Raw genomic sequence first — 20,214 nt, 5'->3', positions numbered from 1 at the left:
GCGGCGGCCGCTACTCCCCGCGAATGCTGAAACGCCGCAGCGACAGGCTGGGATTGGTGGTGCGGACCTCGCCGAGGTGGCCCAGATCCAGGTGCGCGGTGGCGATGCCCGGGGCTTCGCCCAGTTCGGCCAGCACGGTCCCGGTGGGGGAGATGATCAGGGAAGCGCCCGACCCGAGCGGCGACGCCTGGTTGGCCGCCGCGACATAAATCGTGTTCTCGATGGCCCGCGCCCGCAGCAGCGTCGTCCACTGATCGACCTTGCCGGGCCCGGGAATCCACTGCGCGGGCAGCAGCAGCACATGCGCGCCCGCCGCCGCGACCCGGCGAATGCCTTCCGGGAAGCGCAGATCGAAACAGGTCTGCATGCCGAACACCACGCCGTCCACGGTGAACAGCTGCGGCGCGTCCAGCGGCCCGGGCAGCAGGAACTCCGACTCCCGGGCACCGAAAGCGTCGTAGAGATGCACTTTTCGATAGATCGCGGCGAACTCGGCATCGGGCGAGGCGGCGACCAGCGTGTTGTAGATGCGCCCCACCGGCGCGTCGCCGCCGGGCGCTTCGGCGACGCCCGCCACCACGTGCACCCCGAATTCGGCTGCGATGCCGCGCAATCCGCTGACGAACGGCCCGGTGAGCGGTTCGGCGATCTCCACCACCCGCGGGTCCAGGCGTTTGGTGGCGAACATGGCGTACTCGGGGGCCACCACCACCTTCGCTCCGAGTTCGCTCGCCGCCTTCACCTCCTGGCGCAATGCGGTGAGATTGGCCACGGTGTCGTCGCCGGGCGCGAATTGCAGGACGGCGATGTCGACCGCGCCGGCGGGGGTCTCGGCGGTGGGTCCGGCGGGGGTCTCGGCGGGCTCGGGGACCAGCGTCGCCATCGCTCCCGAGCTGCCCGCTTCGGTGGCCGCGACGGCGCCTGTCACGTAGTTTCGGACGGGAACGGGTTCGCTGTGCACCTCCCCAGAAGCAGACCGAACGGCCGGTGTGGACGGGGGCGCGGGCGGGTTGTCCGGATGCACGACATCCAGCGTATTGGCCCGATGGTCGGGCCGACTACTAGCAGGCAGTAAACTCCTGGTCAATGAGTACCTCACCGGCCGACAGCGAACCCAGCCACGACGAGAGGGACGCGACCGGCCCGTCCTTCGCCGATCTCGGGATCGATGACCGCATTCTGCGGGCCATCGCCGATGTCGGCTACGAATCGCCGTCGCCTATCCAGGCCGCGACGATTCCGCCGCTGCTCGAGGGCGCGGACGTGGTGGGCCTCGCGCAGACCGGCACCGGTAAGACCGCCGCGTTCGCGATTCCGATCCTGCAGCACCTGGACACCTCCGGGAAGGCGCCCAAGGCGCTGGTGCTGGCCCCCACCCGCGAGCTCGCCATCCAGGTCGCGGAGGCGTTCGGCCGGTACGCCGTGCACATGCCCGGCCTGCACGTGCTGCCCATCTACGGCGGCCAGAACTACGCGGTCCAGCTCAACGGTCTGCGGCGTGGCGCCCAGGTGGTGGTCGGCACCCCGGGCCGCGTCATCGATCACCTCGAGCGCGGCACCCTCGACCTCACCCAGCTCCAGTTCCTGGTGCTCGACGAGGCCGACGAGATGCTCAAGATGGGCTTCCAGGACGACGTCGAACGCATTCTGCGCGACACCCCGGACGAGAAGCAGGTGGCGCTGTTCTCGGCCACCATGCCGCCGGCGATCCGCAAGATCTCCAAGCAGTACCTGAAGGATCCGGTCGAGATCACGGTCAAGACCAAGACCACCACCAACACCAACATCACGCAGCGCTGGGTGCCGGTGTCGTATCAGCGCAAGCTGGACGCGCTGACCCGCATCCTCGAGGTCGAGCCCTTCGAGGCGATGATCATCTTCGTGCGCACCAAGCAGGCCACCGAGGAGCTGGCCGAAAAGCTGCGCGCGCGTGGGTATTCCGCGGCCGCCATCAACGGCGATATCGCGCAGGCGCAGCGTGAGCGCACCATCGGGCAGCTGAAGTCGGGCGTGCTCGACATCCTGGTCGCCACCGATGTCGCGGCGCGCGGTCTGGACGTGGAGCGCATCTCGCACGTCGTGAACTACGACATCCCGCACGACACCGAGTCCTACGTGCACCGCATCGGCCGCACCGGCCGCGCGGGCCGCAATGGCGACGCGCTGCTGTTCGTGGCCCCGCGCGAGCGCCGCCTGCTCGATGCCATCGAGCGCGCGACCCGTCAGCCGCTGACCGAGATGCAGCTGCCGTCGGTCGAGGACGTGAACGCGCAGCGCGTGCAGAAGTTCGGCGACACCATCACCGAGAACCTGGCCAATGACAATCTGGCCCTGTTCCGCAAGCTGATCGAGGACTACGAGCAGGAGCACAACATCCCGCTCGTGGATATCGCGGCCGCGCTCGCGGTCGGGTCCTACGACGGCGCGAACTTCTTCATGGAGCCCGATCCGGAGCCCGCCCCGCGCGAGCGTCGCGAGCGCACCCCGCGTGCGTTCGACGAGCGTGGCCCGCGTGAGCGCCGCGAGCCGGGTCCGGCGCGGCACCGCCAGTCCGGCGCGGAGCTGGTCACCTACCGCATCTCGGTGGGCAAGCGGCACAAGGTGGCGCCCGGCGCCATCGTCGGCGCGATCGCCAACGAGGGCGGCCTGCGCCGCAGCGACTTCGGCCACATCAGCATCCGGCCCGATCACTCGCTGGTCGAGCTGCCCGCCGATCTGTCGTCGGAGACGCTCAACGCATTGAGCCGCACCCGGATCAGCGGTCAGCTGATCCAGCTGCAGCTGGACCAGGGCCCGCCGGGAATGCGCTCCATGAGCCGTGCCCCGCGCCGCGAGGGCAAGCGCCCGGAGCCGCGCCGCAAGCCGCGCTTCTAGCAACGAGAAGGGGTGTGGGGACCGAGTCCCCACACCCCTTTTTCGTGTCCCGGGATCGGTCAGTTGGCCGAACCGGTGCTCGCGCCGCCCGAGCCGGAATCGGCCGAGCCGGAAGAGGTCTGGCCCTGCGCCGGATCCTTGGGGAGTTCCGCGACGGTGAACAGGCCGACGGTGGGCAGCACCAGGCAGCGGGCGGCCGGGTAGTCGATGGACCCCCACAGCGAGGCCACGATGGTGCCCGCCCCGGAATCGACCGTCTTGGTCAGCGCCGGCAGGTTGTATTCGGTCATATCGTCGAGCGCGTTGATCCCACTGCGCCCGTTGGCCACATTGAGCCACATCACGCTCAGGCCGGAGGCCAGGGGCATACCCGAATGCACCGGGGCCGCCTGGAAGCGGAGGGTGCCGGGCGGGGTGTTCAACCCGTTGTCGGGACCGTCGGTGCCGGAGATGGCGGACGCCGCGGTCATGGTGAACGGGAGATTGCTGCCGCAGCCGATGGTCGGCGCCTGGTAACTGAACGGCGCGAACGAAACCGGAACCGCCCCCGCGACATTGGTGAGCTTGACCGCGGACAGCAGCTTGGCGGTCTTGGCGGTGGCTTCGAGCGCCGTCTTGGCGTCGGCATTGTCGCCCGCCGCGGTGGTGAGATCGGCGATGGCCCGCTCGACGGGGGTGGGCTGCGGTTCGGCGGCGGCGGTGTGCGCGCCGAGGACGATCGCGCTGGCGGCCAGGGCGACGGTGGTCGCGGCGCGCTGGGTCAAGGTCCTACGGTTCACTCGTACTGCTCCTGCGAACTCGGATACCGGTTTTCGGGCAACCTACCAGGAGGCTTGGCCGCTCGAGCGGTCGAGCCGTCCGGTCGGTGTGATCCGAGCGACATTCCAGCCATTACCGGGGGGTAAGTTTGTTGGCGTAACCACGGCGACACTGGGAGAGGCAATGAGGCTTTCGCTTTCACCAGAAGAGGTGAAATTCCGGGATGAGCTGCGTGAGTTCTACCGGACCGAGATTCCGGCGGAGATCCGCGACCGCGTGAAGTACGGCTTGGAACTGTCCAAGGACGACATCGTCACCACCCACCGAATCCTCAACGAGCACGGCCTGGCGGTCCCGAAGTGGCCGGTGGCGTGGGGCGGCAAGGACTGGACCCCCATGCAGCGGCACCTCTGGGAGGACGAGATGCAGCTCGCCTCGGTCCCGGAACCGCTCACCTTCAATGCCCAGATGATCGGTCCCGTCATCGCGCAGTTCGGTTCCGAGGAGCTCAAGCAGCGCTTCCTCCCGCCGACCGCCAATCTCGACATCTGGTGGTGCCAGGGCTTTTCCGAGCCCGACGCCGGCTCCGACCTGGCCTCGCTGCGCACCACCGCGGTGCGCGACGGCGACTCCTACATCGTGAACGGCCAGAAGATCTGGACCACGCTGGCGCAGTACGCCGACTGGATCTTCTGCCTGGTGCGCACCGATCCGAACGCCAAGAAGCAGGCCGGCATCTCGATGCTGCTCTTCGATGTGAAGACCCCGGGCGTGACCATCCGGCCGATCAAGCTGATCGACGGGCATCACGAGGTCAACGAGGTCTTCTTCGAGAACGTGCGGGTCCCCGCCGATCAGCTGGTCGGCGAGGAGAACATGGGCTGGACCTACGCCAAGTTCCTGCTCGGCAACGAACGCACCGGCATCACCGGCGTCGGCCGCACCAAGGTCAAACTGGGGGTGGCGAAGGAGTACGCGGCACAGACCAAGTCGGGTTCCGGCACGCTGCTGGAAGATCCGGTGTTCGCGGCGCGCGTCGCGGAACTGGAGAACGAACTGCTGGCGCTGGAGCTCACCCTCATGCGCGTGGTCTCCAATTCCAGTGACGGCAAACCGAATCCGGCGTCCTCGGTGCTGAAGCTGCGCGGTTCGGAACTGCAGCAGGCGGCCACCGAACTGCTGCTGGATATCGCGGGCCCGGACGCCCTGCCCGTCCAGGCCGCCGGCACCGCCTCGCCCGATTGGGCGCAGCGCACCGGCCCGGCGTACCTGAACTACCGCAAGACCACCATCTACGGAGGCTCCAGCGAGGTGCAGCGCACCATCATCGCCTCCACCATCCTCGGATTGTGAGCCGCCGCCATGGATTTCGAACTCACCGATGAACAGGTCATGCTCCGCGACACCGTCCGCGATCTGCTCGCGCGGGCCTACGACCCGGAGACCCGGCTGAAGGTCACCGACACCGAACTGGGCTGGAGCCGCGAGGTCTGGAACCAGCTCGCCGAACTCGGCGTGCTGGGACTGGCTTTCAGCGAGGAGGACGGCGGCGTCGGCGCGGGACCGGTCGAGGTCATGGTCGTGCTGGAGGAGATCGGGCGGCGCAATGCGCCCGAACCGGTGCTGGACGCCGTGCTGGTGCCGGGCGGCTTGATCGCCCAGGCCGGCACCGACGCGCAGAAGCAGCGGGTGCTGCCGGAACTGGTGGCGGGCACGAAACTGCTGGCCTTCGCCCACTCCGAGCCCGGAACCCGCTGGCCCGCGGCCGAACTCGGCACCAAGGCGGTGGCGCAGGGCGACGGTTACGCGCTCACCGGCGTCAAGAACCCGGTCCCGCACGGTGACTGCGCCGACGAACTGGTGGTCAGCGCCACCCTCCCCGACGGCGGACTGGGCCTGTTCCTGGTCGCCGCCGATGCCGCCGGCGTGACCCGCACGCCGTACCGCACCTTCGACGAGCGCCGCGGCGCGCAACTCGAATTCGACGGCGCGGCAGGCGAACTGCTCGGCGGACTGGCCGATGCCACGGCGGCGCTGGACGCGGTCACCGCACAGGCTCAGGCGAGCCTGTGCGCCGAATCGCTGGGCGCGATGGAGGAGTCGCTCCGGCTCACCACCGAATACCTGAAGACCCGCAAGCAGTTCGGGGTCACGCTGTCGAAGTTCCAGACCCTCACCCAGCGGGCGGCGAACATGTACGTGTCGCTGGAACTGGCGCGCAGCATGAGCTACTACGCGACCGCCGCGCTGGCGGACGGGATCACCGATCCGGTGGTGGGTTCGCGAGCCCGGCTGCAGGTCGGCCGCGCGGCCCGGCACATCGGGCAGGAGGCGGTTCAGATGCACGGCGGCATCGGCATCACCACCGAGTATCCGGTGAGCCATTACGTCGCGCGCCTCACCGCCATCGCCCGCACCCTGGGCAGCGATCTCGAGCACCTGCGCGTGCTCAGCGACAAGATCGGCGATTACAGCCTGGTCGAGTTCTGATCGGCTCTCGTGACTGCTGCCGTGCCCGTTCCGGATTCGGAACGGGCACGGTCGTTTCCGCTCGCGGTAGCACGTCCGGGCCGATCACGCCGTCAGTCGCCAGCGGTGCAGCTCGTCACCGTGGCGGGTGAGCCAGGTGCCGTCGCCGAGCGCGATCACCGATTCGCCCGCCGGCACCGGGTAGTGGACCTGCCCGAGCGGCCGCAGTTCGGCGCTGTCCAGCACCCAGTGCACATGGGTGCGCCGAGCCGGGCCGGAGGCGTGCGGCTCCGAGGGACGCAGCACGGTGAGCACCCGATCGGCGTCCAGCACCGCATCCTCGGGAAAGTCGTCCGCGCAGGCGTTCTCGTTCAATTCCGTGGTGTCCAACTGCGCGATCGGCGCACCCGTGGCGATGTCGTAGATCGCCAGTTCTTCGAAATCGTCTTCCTCGTCACCGGGGAAGTCCGGCCAGCGCCGAGTAACCAATCGGTCGGTGCCAGGTAAGAACCCCACCGGCACCAGCGACTGCGCCCCGCCGACGAACCGGAACCCGCCCTCCCGCGCCAGCCCCCACCAGGTCATCCACCCACCCCAGGGCACCCACATCGATATGGCGAGCCGCGCCCGCTCCGGATGCCACCGCTGCACCTCCCGCTGCGAAGTCCCCTGCGCCGCAGCCCGTTCGACCACCGCACAGGTGGCGGCATCCAGCACCGCGATGTCATCGGCCAGCCAAGCCCGGCCTCCGGTGTAATCCTTGGCCAGATTGGGCACGAACACGCTCACCAGCGCCCCGTCCGCACTCACCGCCGGATTCCCCAGCGCCTCACCGGATCCATGCCACGGATCATGCGCCAACCGCCACCGCGTACTCCCGCCCCGCGTCACCGCCCGCACCGAATTCCCGTCGGCGACAACGAATCCGCCATCCGGCAACGGCGCTCCCCGCTCGCCTTCGCCCAGCCGCAACTCCGACATCGGCTCCGCGGCATCGCCTTCGAAGAATTCCTCCCGATCGAATACCCGCAGCAGTCCCGGCGTCCGGATCGCGATCCGCGCATCCGGCAACGACTCCACCTCGCCGTCCGTCACGGCAGAACCGAGCGCCACGACGTCGAGCGGCGGAACCTGCGTGTACTTCACCCGGCCGATGCTCACACGCCCACCCCCGCTCCCACAATCCGGCGATCGCATTCGGGGGCGGCCCGTCCTCCCGGGTAGCGCCGGGCAGACCGAGGTGTCGGCTTACTCGTCGTCTGCTGCGGTGGTGGCGGGGCGGGCGGCGGAGGAAGTGCTCGCGGCCGGTTCCGTGGGCGGTGCCTCGGTGGTGGTCGGGCGCACCGGATCCGTTGTGGGCGGGGCGGGTTCGGTGGTGGTGGGACGCGGCCGGGTGGTGCGGGAAGTGGTGGGCCGCGAGGGGGTGGTGCGGGTGGTGGTGTCGCCGCTGGGGTCGGCGTCGGGGGAGTCCGTTTCGGAGACGGTGGTGCGGGGTCGGCGCGGGGGCTGGTCGGCGGCGACGCGCCAGGAGGGGGACGGCGGGATGATCACGGCGGGGGTGGTGGTGCCGGACGAGACGGTCTCCGCCACTTGGAGATTAGCGTTCATGGGCGGCGGCGCCACATAGACGTCCTGGCCGCCGAGGCCGCACGCGCCGATGAGAACGAGGCCCGCGGAGACCGCGCCCACGCCGATGGCGGCATAGGCCACGGGCTTGGGCAGGGGGCGCGACGGTAGGGCGTCGCGCGCGTCCGCGCCGGCGTTGCTGCCGTCCATTGTGGGCACTCCTGATTCGTGTCGAGTGGGCTCACCCTAACGGAGGTGCTAGTACGGTGCCAGGCGGGTGGTCGGTACGAATATTCGACGGGCGCGCCCGAATTAACCGGATACGGCAGCATCTCAAACAGCGATGATTCAGATATCGAATCAGTAAAGTCCGCGTGTTGTGCGCACGTGTCGCATGGACTTTTCGTTGCGGAGCCGTAATGTGTGTCCAAAGTTACACGTGAGACGCTCGAAATTTGCCGAGAGGCGCGCCGATGAATCGCGACCCGCGGGTGAGCGTCATCGAGGAGTAGATGATGGGTGCATTCTCGACATCTCCGATGCGCGCCGCCGCGCAGACCGGGGAACCCGCGGCCACCGGGCCGGCGCGGTTGTCGGCAATCCTGGCCCGCACCGTCGCGTGGTTGATCTTCCTCGGGGGAATCACGGGCGCCGTTCTCGGCATTGCCGGACTACACGTGGAAATTACCGTGGCGGGTTTGATTCTCGCCTGCACCGCCGGATTGGTGCTCTTGAAACTCCGCGCCGACGCCACTGGCTAATTTTTCGCAAATATCTCCTATCGGGAAATGACCCATTCGAAAGCAGCGGCTTTCGAACGACTTCCCTCCGCGGTGCGGGAACGATTCGGTTCGCCGAGTTCGCTCAGCAACTTTTCCGACAAATCGACCAAAGTCGCCAATACCGGCGGCGTGAACCATTGCGGCCGGGTGGCGAAGAGCAGATCCTCGCTGGAGGTATTGCCGGATGCGCCCGGCGCGAACGGGCAGCCGCCGAGCCCGCCCAGCGATCCGTCCACCACGCCCGCGCCGGCGGCGATGGCGGCCAGCGAATTGGCCACGCCCATGCCCCAGGTGTCGTGCCCGTGGAAGACGATGCGCCGCCCGGCCTCCGGCCCGAATCGTCCCTGTCCGGCGACGGCCGCCACCAGCGCCGACACCTGACCCGGATACGCCTGCCCGAGCGTATCGGCGAGCACGATGTCCGCCGCGCCCGCGGTGCGCGGATCACGCGCGATCCCCAGCACCCGCGCCGGATCCACCGGCCCTTCGAACGGGCAGGTGAAAGCCGTTGCCAGGCACAGCTGCAGCCGCCCGCCCGCCGCCTCGGCGATCCGGACGGCATCCGGCATGGCCGCCACGCTGTCCTCGGTGGTGCGCCCGATATTGGCCTTGTTGTGCGAATCCGATACCGAGAAGCAGTACTGGAAGTTCCGCACCCCGGCCGCCGCGGCCTTCTCCACGTGCCGCGGCGTCGCCACCCACAGCCAGCAGCGTTCCAGCTCCCGCGGGGTCAGCGCGGCGACCAGTTCGAGGGTATTGGCCATGGGCGGCACCAGATCCGGCCGTGCCATGGATCCGATCTCCAGTTCCGGCACGCCCGCGCCCAGCAGCGCGCGCACCATCTCCACCTTGCGCTCGGTCGGCAGCACCTTGCCGGTGAGCTGCAAGCCGTCGCGCAGCGTCACGTCTCGCAGGATCGCGGTCATTTCGCCTCCAGCGCTTCGATTTCTGCATCGGACAGGCCGAGCAGCCCGGACAGTACCTCGCTGGTGTGCTCGCCCAGGTCGGGCCCGACATTGCGGATGGGCAGCGACTGCCCGCCGATCACCGGCACGATGCCCGGGAACCCGACCTCCTTGGGTTCGGGTTCGCCCACGTCCACCCGGAAGGGCTGAATCATATTGCGCGCCCGGTATTGCTCGTCGGCCACGATATCGGCGGCGGTGTAGATGGGCCCGCACGGAATGGCGGCGTCCTCCAGGACCTTCAGCGCCTCCGCGCGGGTGCGCAGCCGCGACCAGTCGGCAATGGCGGCGTCGAGCCGGTCGCGATTACGCCAGCGCCCGGCATTGTCCTGCAGTTCCGGATCGGCTGCCAGGTCCGGCCGCTCGATGACCTGCATGTACCGCTGGAAGATGGCATCGCCGTTGCCGCCGATGATGATCGAGTAGCCGTCGCTGGTCGGATAGGCGTTGCTGGGCGCGATGCCCTCCATGCGCCCGCCCACCCGCTCGCGCACGATCCCGTACGCGAGATAGTCGGGCACCAGCGACTCCATCACCGACAGGATCGATTCATTGAGCGCCACATCGATGACGCGCCGGTCCAAGGGAACTCGCCCGTCGGTGCGCTCGCGCTGGAACAACGCCATCACGGTGCCGAACGCCGCGTAGATCCCCGCGATCGAATCCCCGATGGACACCCCCACCCGCACCGGCGGCCGATCCGGATCCCCGACCAGCTCCCGCAAGCCGCCCACGGCCTCGGCCACCGCCGCGAACCCCGGCCGCTGCGCCAGTGGCCCGGTCTGCCCGTACGCCGAAATCCGGGTGATCACCAGATCGGGATTGGCCGCGTTCAAGACCTCCGGCCCCAGCCCCCACTTCTCCAGCATCCCCGGCCGGAAGTTCTCCAGCAGCACATCGCACTGCTTGATCAGATCGAGCACGATCGCCCGCCCCGCCTCGGTGCGCAGATCCAGCGTGATCGACTTCTTGTTCCGGTTAACGGTCCGGTACAGCATAGAGGTGTCACCACCGTACAGCCGCCAATTCCGCAGCTCGTCACCGGTTTTCGGCCGCTCGACCTTGATCACCTCGGCCCCGAAGTCCCCGAGCATCCGGCCCGCCGTGGGTGCGGCGACGTAGTTACCCAACTCCAGCACACGCACGCCATCGAGCGGCCGAATCTCCATGGTCACAAACCTTAGAGAAAGCGCGCGAACACTAACAGGCCGGTGCGACGGGGGAGATCGATGAGGATGCCCGTCGCACCGGCCTGGAGCCCGGTTCGTGGTGCACGCAAGAAACCGCGAACCGGGCCGTGTGAGGTGAATGCCGTTGTCCGGCCGCGGCGTCAGGCCGCCTTCGGGGTCACTTCCTCGATGATCGAGTAGTGCTCGGCATTGCCGGTGATGATGGTGGATTCGTCGCCGTGCACGCCGACCGGCACATCGCCGGCCAGGGTGATGCGGGTCAGGCGGCGCGGCTGGCCGTCGTAGTCGTCGATGGCGTAGTGCTGGGTGGCGCGGTTGTCCCAGATCGCCACGTCGCCGAGCTGCCAGTTCCAGCGGGTGGTGTTCTCCAGGCGGGTGACCCGGTGCTGCAGCAGCTGGAACAGCGCCTGCGATTCGGCGGCGGACAGGCCCACGAAGTTCTTCACGAAATGGCCGAGCAGCAGGGCGCGTTCGCCGGTGACGGGGTGCACGCGCACCACCGGGTGCTCGGTCTCGTAGTAGGTGGACTGGAATTCCTCGCGGTACGCCTTGATATTGGCGGTCACCTGATCGTTCTCGCCGCGCTCGATCTCGGTGCGGTCGGCGGCGTAGTCGTAGGCGTTGGTGTGCCGCGCGCGCAGGTTCTCCACCAGCGCCTTGAGCGGAGCCGGCAGCGCTTCGTAGGCGGCAACGGTGGAGGCCCAGGTGGTGGAACCGCCGTAGGGCGGCAGGTGCACCGCGCGCAGGATGGACGCCTTCGGAATCCGGTCCACGAAGGTGACGTCGGTGTGCCAGCTGTTGGCGCGGCCGTACTCCGAATCGATGGGCAGCGACTTGACGCCCTTGGAGGTGACGGTCGGATGCGGGGTGGTGGGGGCGCCGAGCAGCTGCGCGAATTCGTGCTGCCCGTCCTCGGTCAGATGCTCCTGGCCGCGGAAGAAGATCACCTTGTGCCGGTGCAGCGCGTCCTGGATGGCCTGGACGGTCACCGAGTCCAGATCCCCGCCCAGCTTCACGCCGTCGATGCGCGCGCCGATCTTGCTGCCCAGCTTCACGACGGTGACGGTGGAGGTGTCGGATGCGTAATCGACGGACATGCAATGCCTTTCGCCCGGAGGAGTCCGGCTCGGTTGAGCCGTACCCAGAACACCACCGGGCGCACCGCTGAAACAGGTTCAGGATCAGCGGGATCGAAAGGCGTTACCCGACGTGTTCGCGTAGGTAGGCCAGGTCGTCGGCCACGCCGTCGCCCGGCGTCTCCAGCACGATGGGCGCGTCCCCCACCGCCTTGCACACCTCGACCAGCAGCTGCGGATCGATGGTCCCGTCGGCGAGGTTGGCGTGCCGGTCCGCCCCGGAGTCGAACTCGTCGCGCGAGGAGTTCAGGTGCACCAGGTCGATGCGCCCGGTGATGGCCTTGATCCGGTCCACCACCCCGAGCAGCTCCTCACCGCCCGCCCAGGCGTGACAGGTGTCCAGGCAGAACCCGGCCCCGAAGTCGCCGACGGCCTCCCACAGCCGGGCGATATCGTCGAAGTGCCGCGCCATGGCGTGATTGCCGCCCGCGGTGTTCTCGATCAGGATCGGCACCGCGAACCCGCCCTTGTCCTCCTGGCGCTGGAACAGCTTGCGCCAGTTGAGGATCCCCTCCACGATCTCGTCGTCCTTGCGCACATGCCCGCCGTGCACCACCAGCCCGAACGCCCCGAGATCGGCGGCGGCCTGCGCCTGCAATGCCACCGCATTGCGCGAGGGCATGCGCAGCCGGTTGTTCAGGCTGGCCACATTGATCTGATACGAGGAGTGCACCACCACCTCGATGGGGCTGGCCTTGATCTCCTCGGTCAGCGGGTGCGGCTTCGGCTTCTCCCAGCTCTGCGGGTCCACCACGAACATCTGGATGACGTCGGCCCCCAGCTTCTCACCGAAGCCGACGGGGTCGCTGTCCATACGAACGTGAGCTCCAAGGCGCATGGATGCCAGCGTATCGCCGAGCACCGACAGGGACGCGGGATCACGCGGCGGTACAAGCGAATCTTCAGTGTTGCGTAAGCGCGATGTGGGGAGATAGATCGGTAGGAATCTGTCCTTTCGACCCGATCCAGGGGGGTGAATGCGCTTGTCAGCCAATGGCACCGGCCGAAGTATCGACGAAACTACGGCCGACCTGCACGCCTGCTATGGTTTGCGTGTTTTCTCGGGTCGGTCCGAGCTCGATCACGCCGATCATTTGCGGTATGGCGCGTGCCGGTGGGTCCTGGCGCGTGACGTGGGAAGTGGGAAGTAGTCATGCTGTCCAACGGTGACGTTTTCGCCGAGTATGTCATCGAGCGGCAGCTCGGGCGCGGTGGCATGGGCTCGGTGTATCTGGCCAAGCATCCGCGGCTGCCCCGGCTGACGGCGCTCAAGCTGCTGAACCGGGAAATGGTGTTCGACAAGGAGGTTCGCGCGCGCTTCGAGCGCGAGGCGGACCTGGTCTCGGGCCTGGACCACCACAATATCGTCACCGTCTACGACCGCGGGCTCGAAGACGGCCAGATGTGGATCTCCATGCAGTACATCGACGGTGTCGATGCCGCGAGCGTGAATCCGCTGGTGCTGCCGCCGGAGCGGGCCGTGCAGATCATCGCCGAGGTCGGCGACGCGCTGGACTACGCGCACCGCAACGAGGTGCTGCACCGCGATGTGAAGCCCGCCAATATCCTGCTCGCGCGGTCCACCGGCGGTAAGGGCGAGCGCGTCTACCTCACCGACTTCGGCATCGCGCGCCTGCGCGACGATCAGGGCCAGAACCTCACGCAGACCGGCACTTTCACCGCGACCCTGGCCTACGCCTCGCCGGAGCAGCTGACCGGTTCGGCGCTGGACGGGCGTTCGGATCAGTACTCCCTGGCCTGCACGCTGTTCTGGTTGCTCACCGGCGCGGGCCCGTTCTCGGCCACCAATCCGGCCGCGGTCATCCAGGGGCATCTGCAGAATCCGCCGCCGCCGCTCAGCTCGGCCCGGCCCGGCCTGCCGCCGTCGCTGGATCTGGTGCTGGCCAAGGCCATGGCCAAGCGGCCCGACGAACGTTTCCCCAGCTGTAGCGAATTCGCGGCCGCCGCCCGCCGCGCGCTGGCCTCTCCGAGCGCCCCCGCCATGCCGCTGGTGGGCCGGACCGCGCCGCCCATGCCGATCATGGGGCAGGGGCCGACCGCCGGTCCGATGACGGCGGGCCAGCTGCCGACCGGTATGCCCATGCCGACCGGCGGGCACCTGCACACGGGCGGACAGCCCATGCCGACCGCCGGTTCCATGCACACCGCGCCGCCGAACCCGACCGCCAATGCCATGCCGTATCAGTCCGGCCCGCAGGTCAATACGGCCACGCCGCCCCCGCAGCCGGTGGCCGGCACCTACACCGGCCGCGCCACCAACCCGCAGTTCACGCCGCCCGGCAATGCCTACACCCGCCCGTCCGGTCCGGTGCCGCCCGGCACCCGCCCGCCCGGCATCAACCCGATGGCCGGCGGCCGTCCGCCCATGCCGCCCAAGAAGTCCAATGCCGGGCTGATCATCGCGATCGTGGTGGGCGTGCTGGTGCTGGCCGTGGTCGCGCTCATCGGCCTGGCCGCCATCGGCAGCGACAGCGGTTCGGGCAGCTCCGGCTCGTCCGCGCCCAGCGGCTCGGGCACCGCCAAGAATGTCGACTGGTCCTCGCTGAGCAAGGAATTCCCGCGCATGGTGCCGACCACCAAGACCGGTGAACTCGGCTACAACAGCGCCAACTGCTATCTCTACGAATCGTCGAGCCCGCCGGAGAAGTCCGACGGCGAACCCGATTTCGGCGACTGGTCGGTGCAGTGGATCTGCTCGGGCGGCGGCGACTACAAGGACCCGTTCTACCGGCTCATCGCCTACCCGTCCTCGGCCAAGGCGCAGGCGGTGGTCGACGGCTTGGTCGCCGACAAGAAGTCGCAGGACACCAATGGCGGCAAGACCTACACCAACTACCAGTTCACCGACAACAACCAGCCGCGCCTGGTGACCGCCTTCACCGGCGACGCCAACCGCAGCCAGTACCTCATGTACACCGACGGCGTCTACGACTCCATGGACGACGTACTGCGCTGGTGGCGTTCGGCTCCGCTGAACTAGACTCCGGCCTCGTGCAGCCCGCCGACTCCAAGGTTCGCGGCCGTCTCGTTCTGGACTGAGTGGAGCGGGGGAGCGAAGCGGAGGAGCGGAGGGAGGGAAGAACGAGACATGCGGGCCGCGAACACGCCCGGAGCGAAGCGAAGGGCAGATTAGACACAGTGCTGCGTAGCGGTGAGACGTTCGCGGGTTACGAGATCGAACGCGAACTCGGCCGCGGCGGGATGGGGTCGGTGTATCTGGCCCGGCATCCGCGTTTGCCGCGGCTGGTGGCGCTCAAGCTGCTGAATCGGGAATTGTTCGGGGACGGCGAGGTTCGAGCGCGCTTCGAACGTGAGGGTGATCTCGTAGCGCGCTTGGATCATCCGAATATCGTGCCGGTGTTCGACCGGGGGTTCGACGACGAGCGGTCGTGGATCGCCATGCGGTTCATCGACGGGGTGGACGCGGCCTCGCTGCAGGCGGGGGATCTGTCTCCGGCGCAGGCGATCCGGATCATCGCCGAGACGGCCAAGGCCCTCGACTACGCGCACCGCAAGGGCGTGCTGCACCGGGACGTGAAGCCCGCCAACATCCTGCTGGAGCAGGCCGACGGGGAAGAGCGAATCTTCCTGGCGGACTTCGGGATCGCGCGACTACGCGACGAATCGACCAAGCTCACCCAGACCGGATCCTTCACCGCCACACTGGCTTACGCTGCGCCCGAACAACTTTCGGGACATCCGCTGGACGGTCGCTGCGATCAGTACTCGCTGGCCTGCTCGCTGTTCCGGCTGCTCACCGGCACCGTGCCGTTCACCGCGGAGCATCCGGTGGCGGTCATGCAGGGGCATCTGAACCAGCCGCCGCCCCCGGTGAGCGGGTTGCGCGCGGGTCTGCCGCCCGCCCTGGACGCGGTGATGGCGCGGGCGCTGGCCAAGCATCCGCGCGATCGATTCGACTCCTGCACCGCCTTCGCCACCGCCGCCCAGCAGGCGCTGTACGCCACCGGACCGAGTACGCGGCACAGCGTGCCGCAGGCGAGTTACAGCCCGGCGCAGGCCTTCACCCCGCCGCGCCCGCAACCGGCGCACACGCCGCCCCGGCCGCAGCCGGCCTACACCGCACCGCAGCCGGCCTTCACCGCTTCGCAGCCGAGCCCGACCCGGACCGGCTACCGGTCCACCGGCAACCGGCCGGCCAATTCCCCGGGCTGGCGGCCGGAGAAGCGCAAGCCGAAGCCGAAGAAGCGGATGCGCGGCTGCCTGCTCACCCTGCTGGCGTTGATCGTGGTGCCGCTGGTGGCCATCGGCGCCCTGCTGGTGTGGATCGACCGGGTCGCGAATTCCGGTTCCACCACGCCGACCACGCCCGCCCCGGCTCCGATCACCACCACCGAGGAAGAGCCGGAGCCGACCACCGAGGCGCCCACCACCACCGAGACTCCGGCGGATCTCGTCCCCTCGGGGGAGATCGGCGCGAACGCCCAGCTGCTGAGCAAGCTGTTCCCGAGCATGCTGCCGGAGGCCAATCCGTCGCTGTCGTTCAATGCCGGCACCGGCTACCAGGGCGCGGCCTGTATGACCTACGCCTCCAATGCCGCGGTGCCGTCGCTGGCCGCCGACGAGCCCGCCTTCGGCAACACCCTCCCGGTCTGGAACTGCTTCGGCGGCAATAGCCGGGCCACCTACCGGTTCATCCTGTACCCGGCCTCCACCGACGCACAGGCCGTCCTGGCCGGGCTGCCCGCCAACACCAAGTCCAGCACCACCATGAACGGGCACAGCTACACCAACTACGTGCTGAAGGGCAGCGACCCTTACCGCCCGCGCATGGTCACGGCCTTCGGCGACGGCGCGTCCGGCCGCGGCCAGGTGCTGATGTACAGCGTCGGGTTCATCGCGAACGAACAGGACCTGCTCACCTGGTGGAATTCGGCTCCCCTGGGCTGACCCCCATCTTCTGGGGGCAGATACGTCCGGGACCAGGTGGTTCTTTGTGAAGTCTATGAGGGTGCATGTATCCGGGTCATCCCGGATGGCGTCGCTCCCGGAACATCTACACACTGGACAGCATGACTTCGAACGTCTCGGAATCCGTCACTCTCGACAAGGGGGCAGCCGGGGTAGCCGCCCGGGCCACCGACCTCGTCAAGCTCTACGGGTCCGGCGATACGCAGGTCCGCGCGTTGGCCGGGGTGTCGGCCGACTTCGCGAGGGGGGAGTTCACCGCGATCATGGGCCCGTCGGGGTCCGGCAAATCGACCCTCATGCACTGCCTCGCCGGTCTCGACTCGGCCACCGCGGGGGCGGTGCACATCGGCGACACCGATCTGACCAAGCTCTCCGACAAGCAGATGACCGCGCTGCGGCGCGATCGCATCGGCTTCGTCTTCCAGGCCTTCAATCTGGTGCCCACGCTGACCGCGCTGGAGAACATCACGCTGCCGCTGGATATCGCGGGGCGCAAGGCCGACGAGGAATGGTTGTCCACCGTGCTCAAGCGGCTCGGGCTGACCGATCGGCTCAGCCACCGGCCCAGCGAGCTGTCGGGTGGGCAGCAGCAGCGCGTGGCGTGTGCTCGCGCGCTGGCCGGTAAGCCGGAGATCATCTTCGGGGACGAGCCGACCGGCAATCTCGATTCCCGGTCCTCGGGCGAGGTGCTGTCGATCCTGCGCGCGGCCGTGGACGAATTCCATCAGACCGTGGTGATCGTGACGCACGATCCGCGCGCCGCGTCCTACGCCGACCGGGTGGTATTCCTGGCCGACGGGCAGATCGTGGACGAATTGCGTTCCCCGACAGCTGATTCCGTGCTCGACAAGATGAAGTCGCTGGAGACCGTCTGATGGCCAGCCCGATGCGCAAGGTGGCTTTGCGCAATCTCGCCGCGCACAAGGTCCGATTGGCGCTCACCCTGCTCTCGGTGGTGCTCGGAACCGCTTTCATCGCAGGGTCTTTCGTGTTCACCGATACCCTGCAGCGCAGCTTCGACGATATCTTCGCCAACCAGGCCGTCGGCGTGGATGTGCGGGTGGAGCCCAAAGAGCGCCAGTCCCTGGGCATTCCGAACGAGGTCGTCGACAAGATCGCCGCCATGGATCAGGTGCGCACCGTCGCGCCGTCGGTGAGCGGGGCCGTGGTGCTGCTCAAGCCGGACGGCAAGGCCGTGCAGACCGGCGGCGCGCCGACCATCGGCACCTCGTATCTGCCGCCGGACAAGGCGGTCGCAAAACCGGATGTCTATCTGGCGGGCGGGCCGCCGACGGCGACCGACGAGATCTCCATCAACGAGGGCGGCGCGAACCGGGCCGGACTGCACGTGGGCGACAAGACCAAGGTGCTGATCCCGCGGGTGGGCAACAAGGACGTCACCGTCACCGGCATCTACGACTTCGCCGCCAACTCCGGCGGATTCATCAATATCCAGTTCACCGACGCCCAGGCGCGCGAGCTGTTCACCGACAAGACGCACGTGGCGTTCGTGGACATCGCCGTCAAACCCGGTGTGGCGGCGAACGATCTGCGCGACACGCTCGCGAAGGCGTACCCGGACTACAAGGTGCAGAACGGTGACCAGGTTCGCGAGGACCTGAAGAAGCAGCTCGCCGATCAGCTGAAGTTCCTCAATTACTTCCTGCTCGCCTTCGGCGGCATCGCGGTCATCGTCGGCTCGTCCATCATCTACAACACCTTCTCGATGCTGATAGCCCAGCGCCTGCGGGAACTGGCGCTGCTGCGCGCGGTCGGCGCCAGCCGCGGTCAGATCGGGCGCTCGGTGGTGGGGGAGGCGCTGCTCATCGGCCTGGCCGGCAGTGTGCTCGGATTGTTCGTCGGCGTCGGCCTGGCGTACGGCATTTCGGCGGTGATGAACGCGCAGGGCGCGGGGCTGCCCATGGGATCGATGTCGGTGGAGCCGCGAACCGTCCTGGTGGCGCTGCTGCTCGGCGTCACGGTCACGGTGGTGAGCGCCTACGTTCCGGCGTTGCGGGCGGCCACCATTCCGCCCATCGAGGCCATGCGCGAGGTGTTCGGCGCATCCAACGAGGTCAAGCGGCTGGGGTCGGTCACCGGCGGGCTGGTGACGCTGTTCGAGAAGCTGCGGCTGCCGGGTGTGGCGCGGGCGTTGCGGGCGGTGCTCACCTCGAAGTACCTGCGTCCCGGATTCGGCGCACTGCTGGCCGTGGCCGGTCTGGTGCTGGTGGTGACCGGCGCCCGCTCCACCGGCGGCGATGCCGCGGCCACCGTCGGAATCGGCGCGCTGGCACTGATTTTCGCGGTGCTGCTGGTCGGGCCCGCGCTGTCCGGGCCGATGGTCGGCGCGCTCGGCGTGCTGACCAAACCGTTCGGGCCGGTCGGCCGGATGGCGCTCAACAATGCCAAGCGCAACCCCACCCGCACCGCCGCGACCGCGTTCGCGCTGACGCTGGGCGTCATGCTGGTCTCGGCCATCGGCATGCTCGGGTCTTCCGCCAAGGCCAGCATCACCGAGCTGGTCGACAAGGGCGTGAAGGCCGACTACATCCTGGCCGGCCCGCAGAACAGCTTCATCGGGGTGCCGCTCGGCGCGGGCCCGGCGGTGGCCAAGGTGCCGGGCGTCGAGGATGTGGTGCCCTTCCACGCGGTCGTGGTGAAGGTCGGCAGCGACCAGCTCATCGGCACCGTGCCCGAAGGCGACGTCCGCAAGGTGCTCAAGTACGACATGGCGCAGGGCACCGATCAGCTCGGTGACAACGGCATCATGGTGTCGGAAACCGAAGCCGCCGACCGGAACTGGAAGGTCGGCGACACCGTCGAGCTGACCAGCGTCGACAAGGCGAAGAAGATCCCGGTCGTGGTGGACGGCATCTACAAGGACACCCAGCTGTTCGGGCCGCTGGTCGCGCCCATGGCGCTCTACGACCAGGTGAAATCGGTTGCCTTCGAGACCAATACGCTGGTGCTGCTCACCACCGAGCAGGGCGCCGATCAGACGGCCGTGCGCGCGGGGCTGGAGCAGGCGGTGGACTCCTACGCCATCGTCCAGGTGATGGACCGCGAGGACTTCAAGGGCGCGCAGGGCAAGCAGATCAACACCATGCTGGTGATCCTGTACGCGTTGCTGGCGCTGGCGGTGGTGATCGCCATCCTCGGCATCGTGAACACCCTGGCGCTGTCGGTGGTGGAACGCCGCCGCGAGATCGGCATGCTGCGCGCGGTCGGCATGCAGCGGCCGCAGGTGCGGCGCACCATCTATCTGGAATCCATGCTGATCGCGGTGTTCGGCGCGCTGATCGGCGTGGTGCTGGGCCTGTTCCTGGGAACCGGATTCCTGCGCACGCTACGGGATCTGGGGCTGACGCAGATCGCGGTGCCGTGGGTGCAGATCGTGTTCATGGTGCTGGCTTCCGCGGTGGTCGGCGTGCTCGCGGCGCTGTGGCCGGGGATCCGGGCGGCCCGTACGCCGCCGCTCGCCGCCATCGCCGAGGTATAGGCGCTCGGAAACACAGGGGCCCCG

Annotated in this window: 16 protein-coding genes; 8 read left to right on the top strand and 8 right to left on the bottom strand. The window is 68.4% G+C overall.

Going from position 1 to position 20,214, the window contains the following annotated elements; all coding sequences use genetic code 11:
• Positions 1-10: 10 nt before the first annotated feature.
• Complete coding sequence (locus LTV02_RS20875) at positions 11-928, bottom strand: carbon-nitrogen hydrolase family protein (RefSeq protein ID WP_233033087.1); 918 nt, start codon at positions 926-928, stop codon at positions 11-13.
• 158 nt (positions 929-1,086) lie between these two features.
• Here LTV02_RS20875 and LTV02_RS20870 point away from each other — a divergent pair, with 158 nt between their 5' ends.
• The gene (locus tag LTV02_RS20870) at positions 1,087-2,874 is read left to right on the top strand and encodes a DEAD/DEAH box helicase (RefSeq protein ID WP_233033085.1); all 1,788 of its coding nucleotides are present in this window, start codon (positions 1,087-1,089) and stop codon (positions 2,872-2,874) included.
• A gap of 59 nt (positions 2,875-2,933) precedes the next feature.
• Here the strand turns inward: LTV02_RS20870 and LTV02_RS20865 are convergent, their stop codons facing one another.
• Positions 2,934-3,653 carry a hypothetical protein gene (locus LTV02_RS20865; RefSeq protein ID WP_233033083.1) on the bottom strand — a complete coding sequence of 240 codons (720 nt, stop codon included), beginning with the start codon at positions 3,651-3,653 and terminating at the stop codon, positions 2,934-2,936.
• 163 nt (positions 3,654-3,816) lie between these two features.
• Between LTV02_RS20865 and LTV02_RS20860 the strand changes: the two genes are divergently transcribed.
• Positions 3,817-4,986 (top strand): acyl-CoA dehydrogenase family protein, encoded by a 1,170-nt coding sequence (locus LTV02_RS20860; RefSeq protein WP_233033081.1) that lies wholly within the window; start codon positions 3,817-3,819, stop codon positions 4,984-4,986.
• A 9-nt stretch (positions 4,987-4,995) separates the two neighbouring features.
• Positions 4,996-6,123: an acyl-CoA dehydrogenase family protein gene (locus tag LTV02_RS20855; protein ID WP_233033077.1), complete on the top strand. Its 1,128-nt coding sequence runs from the start codon at positions 4,996-4,998 to the stop codon at positions 6,121-6,123.
• Positions 6,124-6,207: 84 nt separating this feature from the next.
• Here LTV02_RS20855 and LTV02_RS20850 read toward each other — a convergent pair whose 3' ends face one another.
• Both LTV02_RS20850 and LTV02_RS39290 read right to left on the bottom strand, forming a co-directional pair.
• A complete protein-coding gene (locus LTV02_RS20850) occupies positions 6,208-7,263 on the bottom strand; it encodes a hypothetical protein (RefSeq protein ID WP_233033075.1) in 1,056 nt (351 codons plus the stop codon).
• A gap of 87 nt (positions 7,264-7,350) precedes the next feature.
• A complete protein-coding gene (locus LTV02_RS39290) occupies positions 7,351-7,878 on the bottom strand; it encodes a hypothetical protein (RefSeq protein ID WP_269821543.1) in 528 nt (175 codons plus the stop codon).
• A gap of 305 nt (positions 7,879-8,183) precedes the next feature.
• Here LTV02_RS39290 and LTV02_RS20840 point away from each other — a divergent pair, with 305 nt between their 5' ends.
• A complete protein-coding gene (locus LTV02_RS20840) occupies positions 8,184-8,429 on the top strand; it encodes a hypothetical protein (protein ID WP_157762535.1) in 246 nt (81 codons plus the stop codon).
• 17 nt (positions 8,430-8,446) lie between these two features.
• On the opposite strand, the gene LTV02_RS20835 is transcribed toward LTV02_RS20840, so the two are convergent.
• The 4 genes from LTV02_RS20835 to LTV02_RS20820 form a co-directional block, all read right to left on the bottom strand.
• The gene (locus tag LTV02_RS20835; protein ID WP_233033073.1) at positions 8,447-9,376 is read right to left on the bottom strand and encodes a beta/alpha barrel domain-containing protein; all 930 of its coding nucleotides are present in this window, start codon (positions 9,374-9,376) and stop codon (positions 8,447-8,449) included.
• Complete coding sequence (locus LTV02_RS20830; RefSeq protein WP_233033072.1) at positions 9,373-10,584, bottom strand: CaiB/BaiF CoA transferase family protein; 1,212 nt, start codon at positions 10,582-10,584, stop codon at positions 9,373-9,375. Before LTV02_RS20830 ends, LTV02_RS20835 begins: the two co-directional genes overlap by 4 nt.
• Positions 10,585-10,745: 161 nt before the next feature.
• Positions 10,746-11,702: a TauD/TfdA dioxygenase family protein gene (locus LTV02_RS20825; protein ID WP_233033069.1), complete on the bottom strand. Its 957-nt coding sequence runs from the start codon at positions 11,700-11,702 to the stop codon at positions 10,746-10,748.
• A gap of 103 nt (positions 11,703-11,805) precedes the next feature.
• Positions 11,806-12,579, bottom strand: coding sequence for a deoxyribonuclease IV (locus LTV02_RS20820; protein WP_233033067.1), 774 nt, complete (start codon positions 12,577-12,579; stop codon positions 11,806-11,808).
• Positions 12,580-12,894: 315 nt separating this feature from the next.
• On the opposite strand from LTV02_RS20820, the gene LTV02_RS20815 reads away from it, so the two are divergent.
• From LTV02_RS20815 to LTV02_RS20800, 4 genes are all read left to right on the top strand, one after another.
• Complete coding sequence (locus tag LTV02_RS20815; RefSeq protein ID WP_233033065.1) at positions 12,895-14,742, top strand: serine/threonine protein kinase; 1,848 nt, start codon at positions 12,895-12,897, stop codon at positions 14,740-14,742.
• Between the two features lie 158 nt (positions 14,743-14,900).
• Complete coding sequence (locus LTV02_RS20810) at positions 14,901-16,670, top strand: serine/threonine-protein kinase (RefSeq protein ID WP_233033063.1); 1,770 nt, start codon at positions 14,901-14,903, stop codon at positions 16,668-16,670.
• A 122-nt stretch (positions 16,671-16,792) separates the two neighbouring features.
• Complete coding sequence (locus LTV02_RS20805; RefSeq protein ID WP_067720395.1) at positions 16,793-17,566, top strand: ABC transporter ATP-binding protein; 774 nt, start codon at positions 16,793-16,795, stop codon at positions 17,564-17,566.
• Positions 17,566-20,190, top strand: coding sequence for an ABC transporter permease (locus LTV02_RS20800; protein ID WP_233033061.1), 2,625 nt, complete (start codon positions 17,566-17,568; stop codon positions 20,188-20,190). Before LTV02_RS20805 ends, LTV02_RS20800 begins: the two co-directional genes overlap by 1 nt.
• The last annotated feature ends 24 nt before the right edge of the window (positions 20,191-20,214 follow it).

Origin of the sequence: Nocardia yamanashiensis (assembly GCF_021183565.1) — a bacterium.
Taxonomy (GTDB): Bacteria; Actinomycetota; Actinomycetes; order Mycobacteriales; family Mycobacteriaceae; genus Nocardia; species Nocardia yamanashiensis.
The sequence above is the reverse complement of the archived record's forward strand: the minus strand, read 5'-3'. Positions and strand labels throughout refer to the sequence as shown.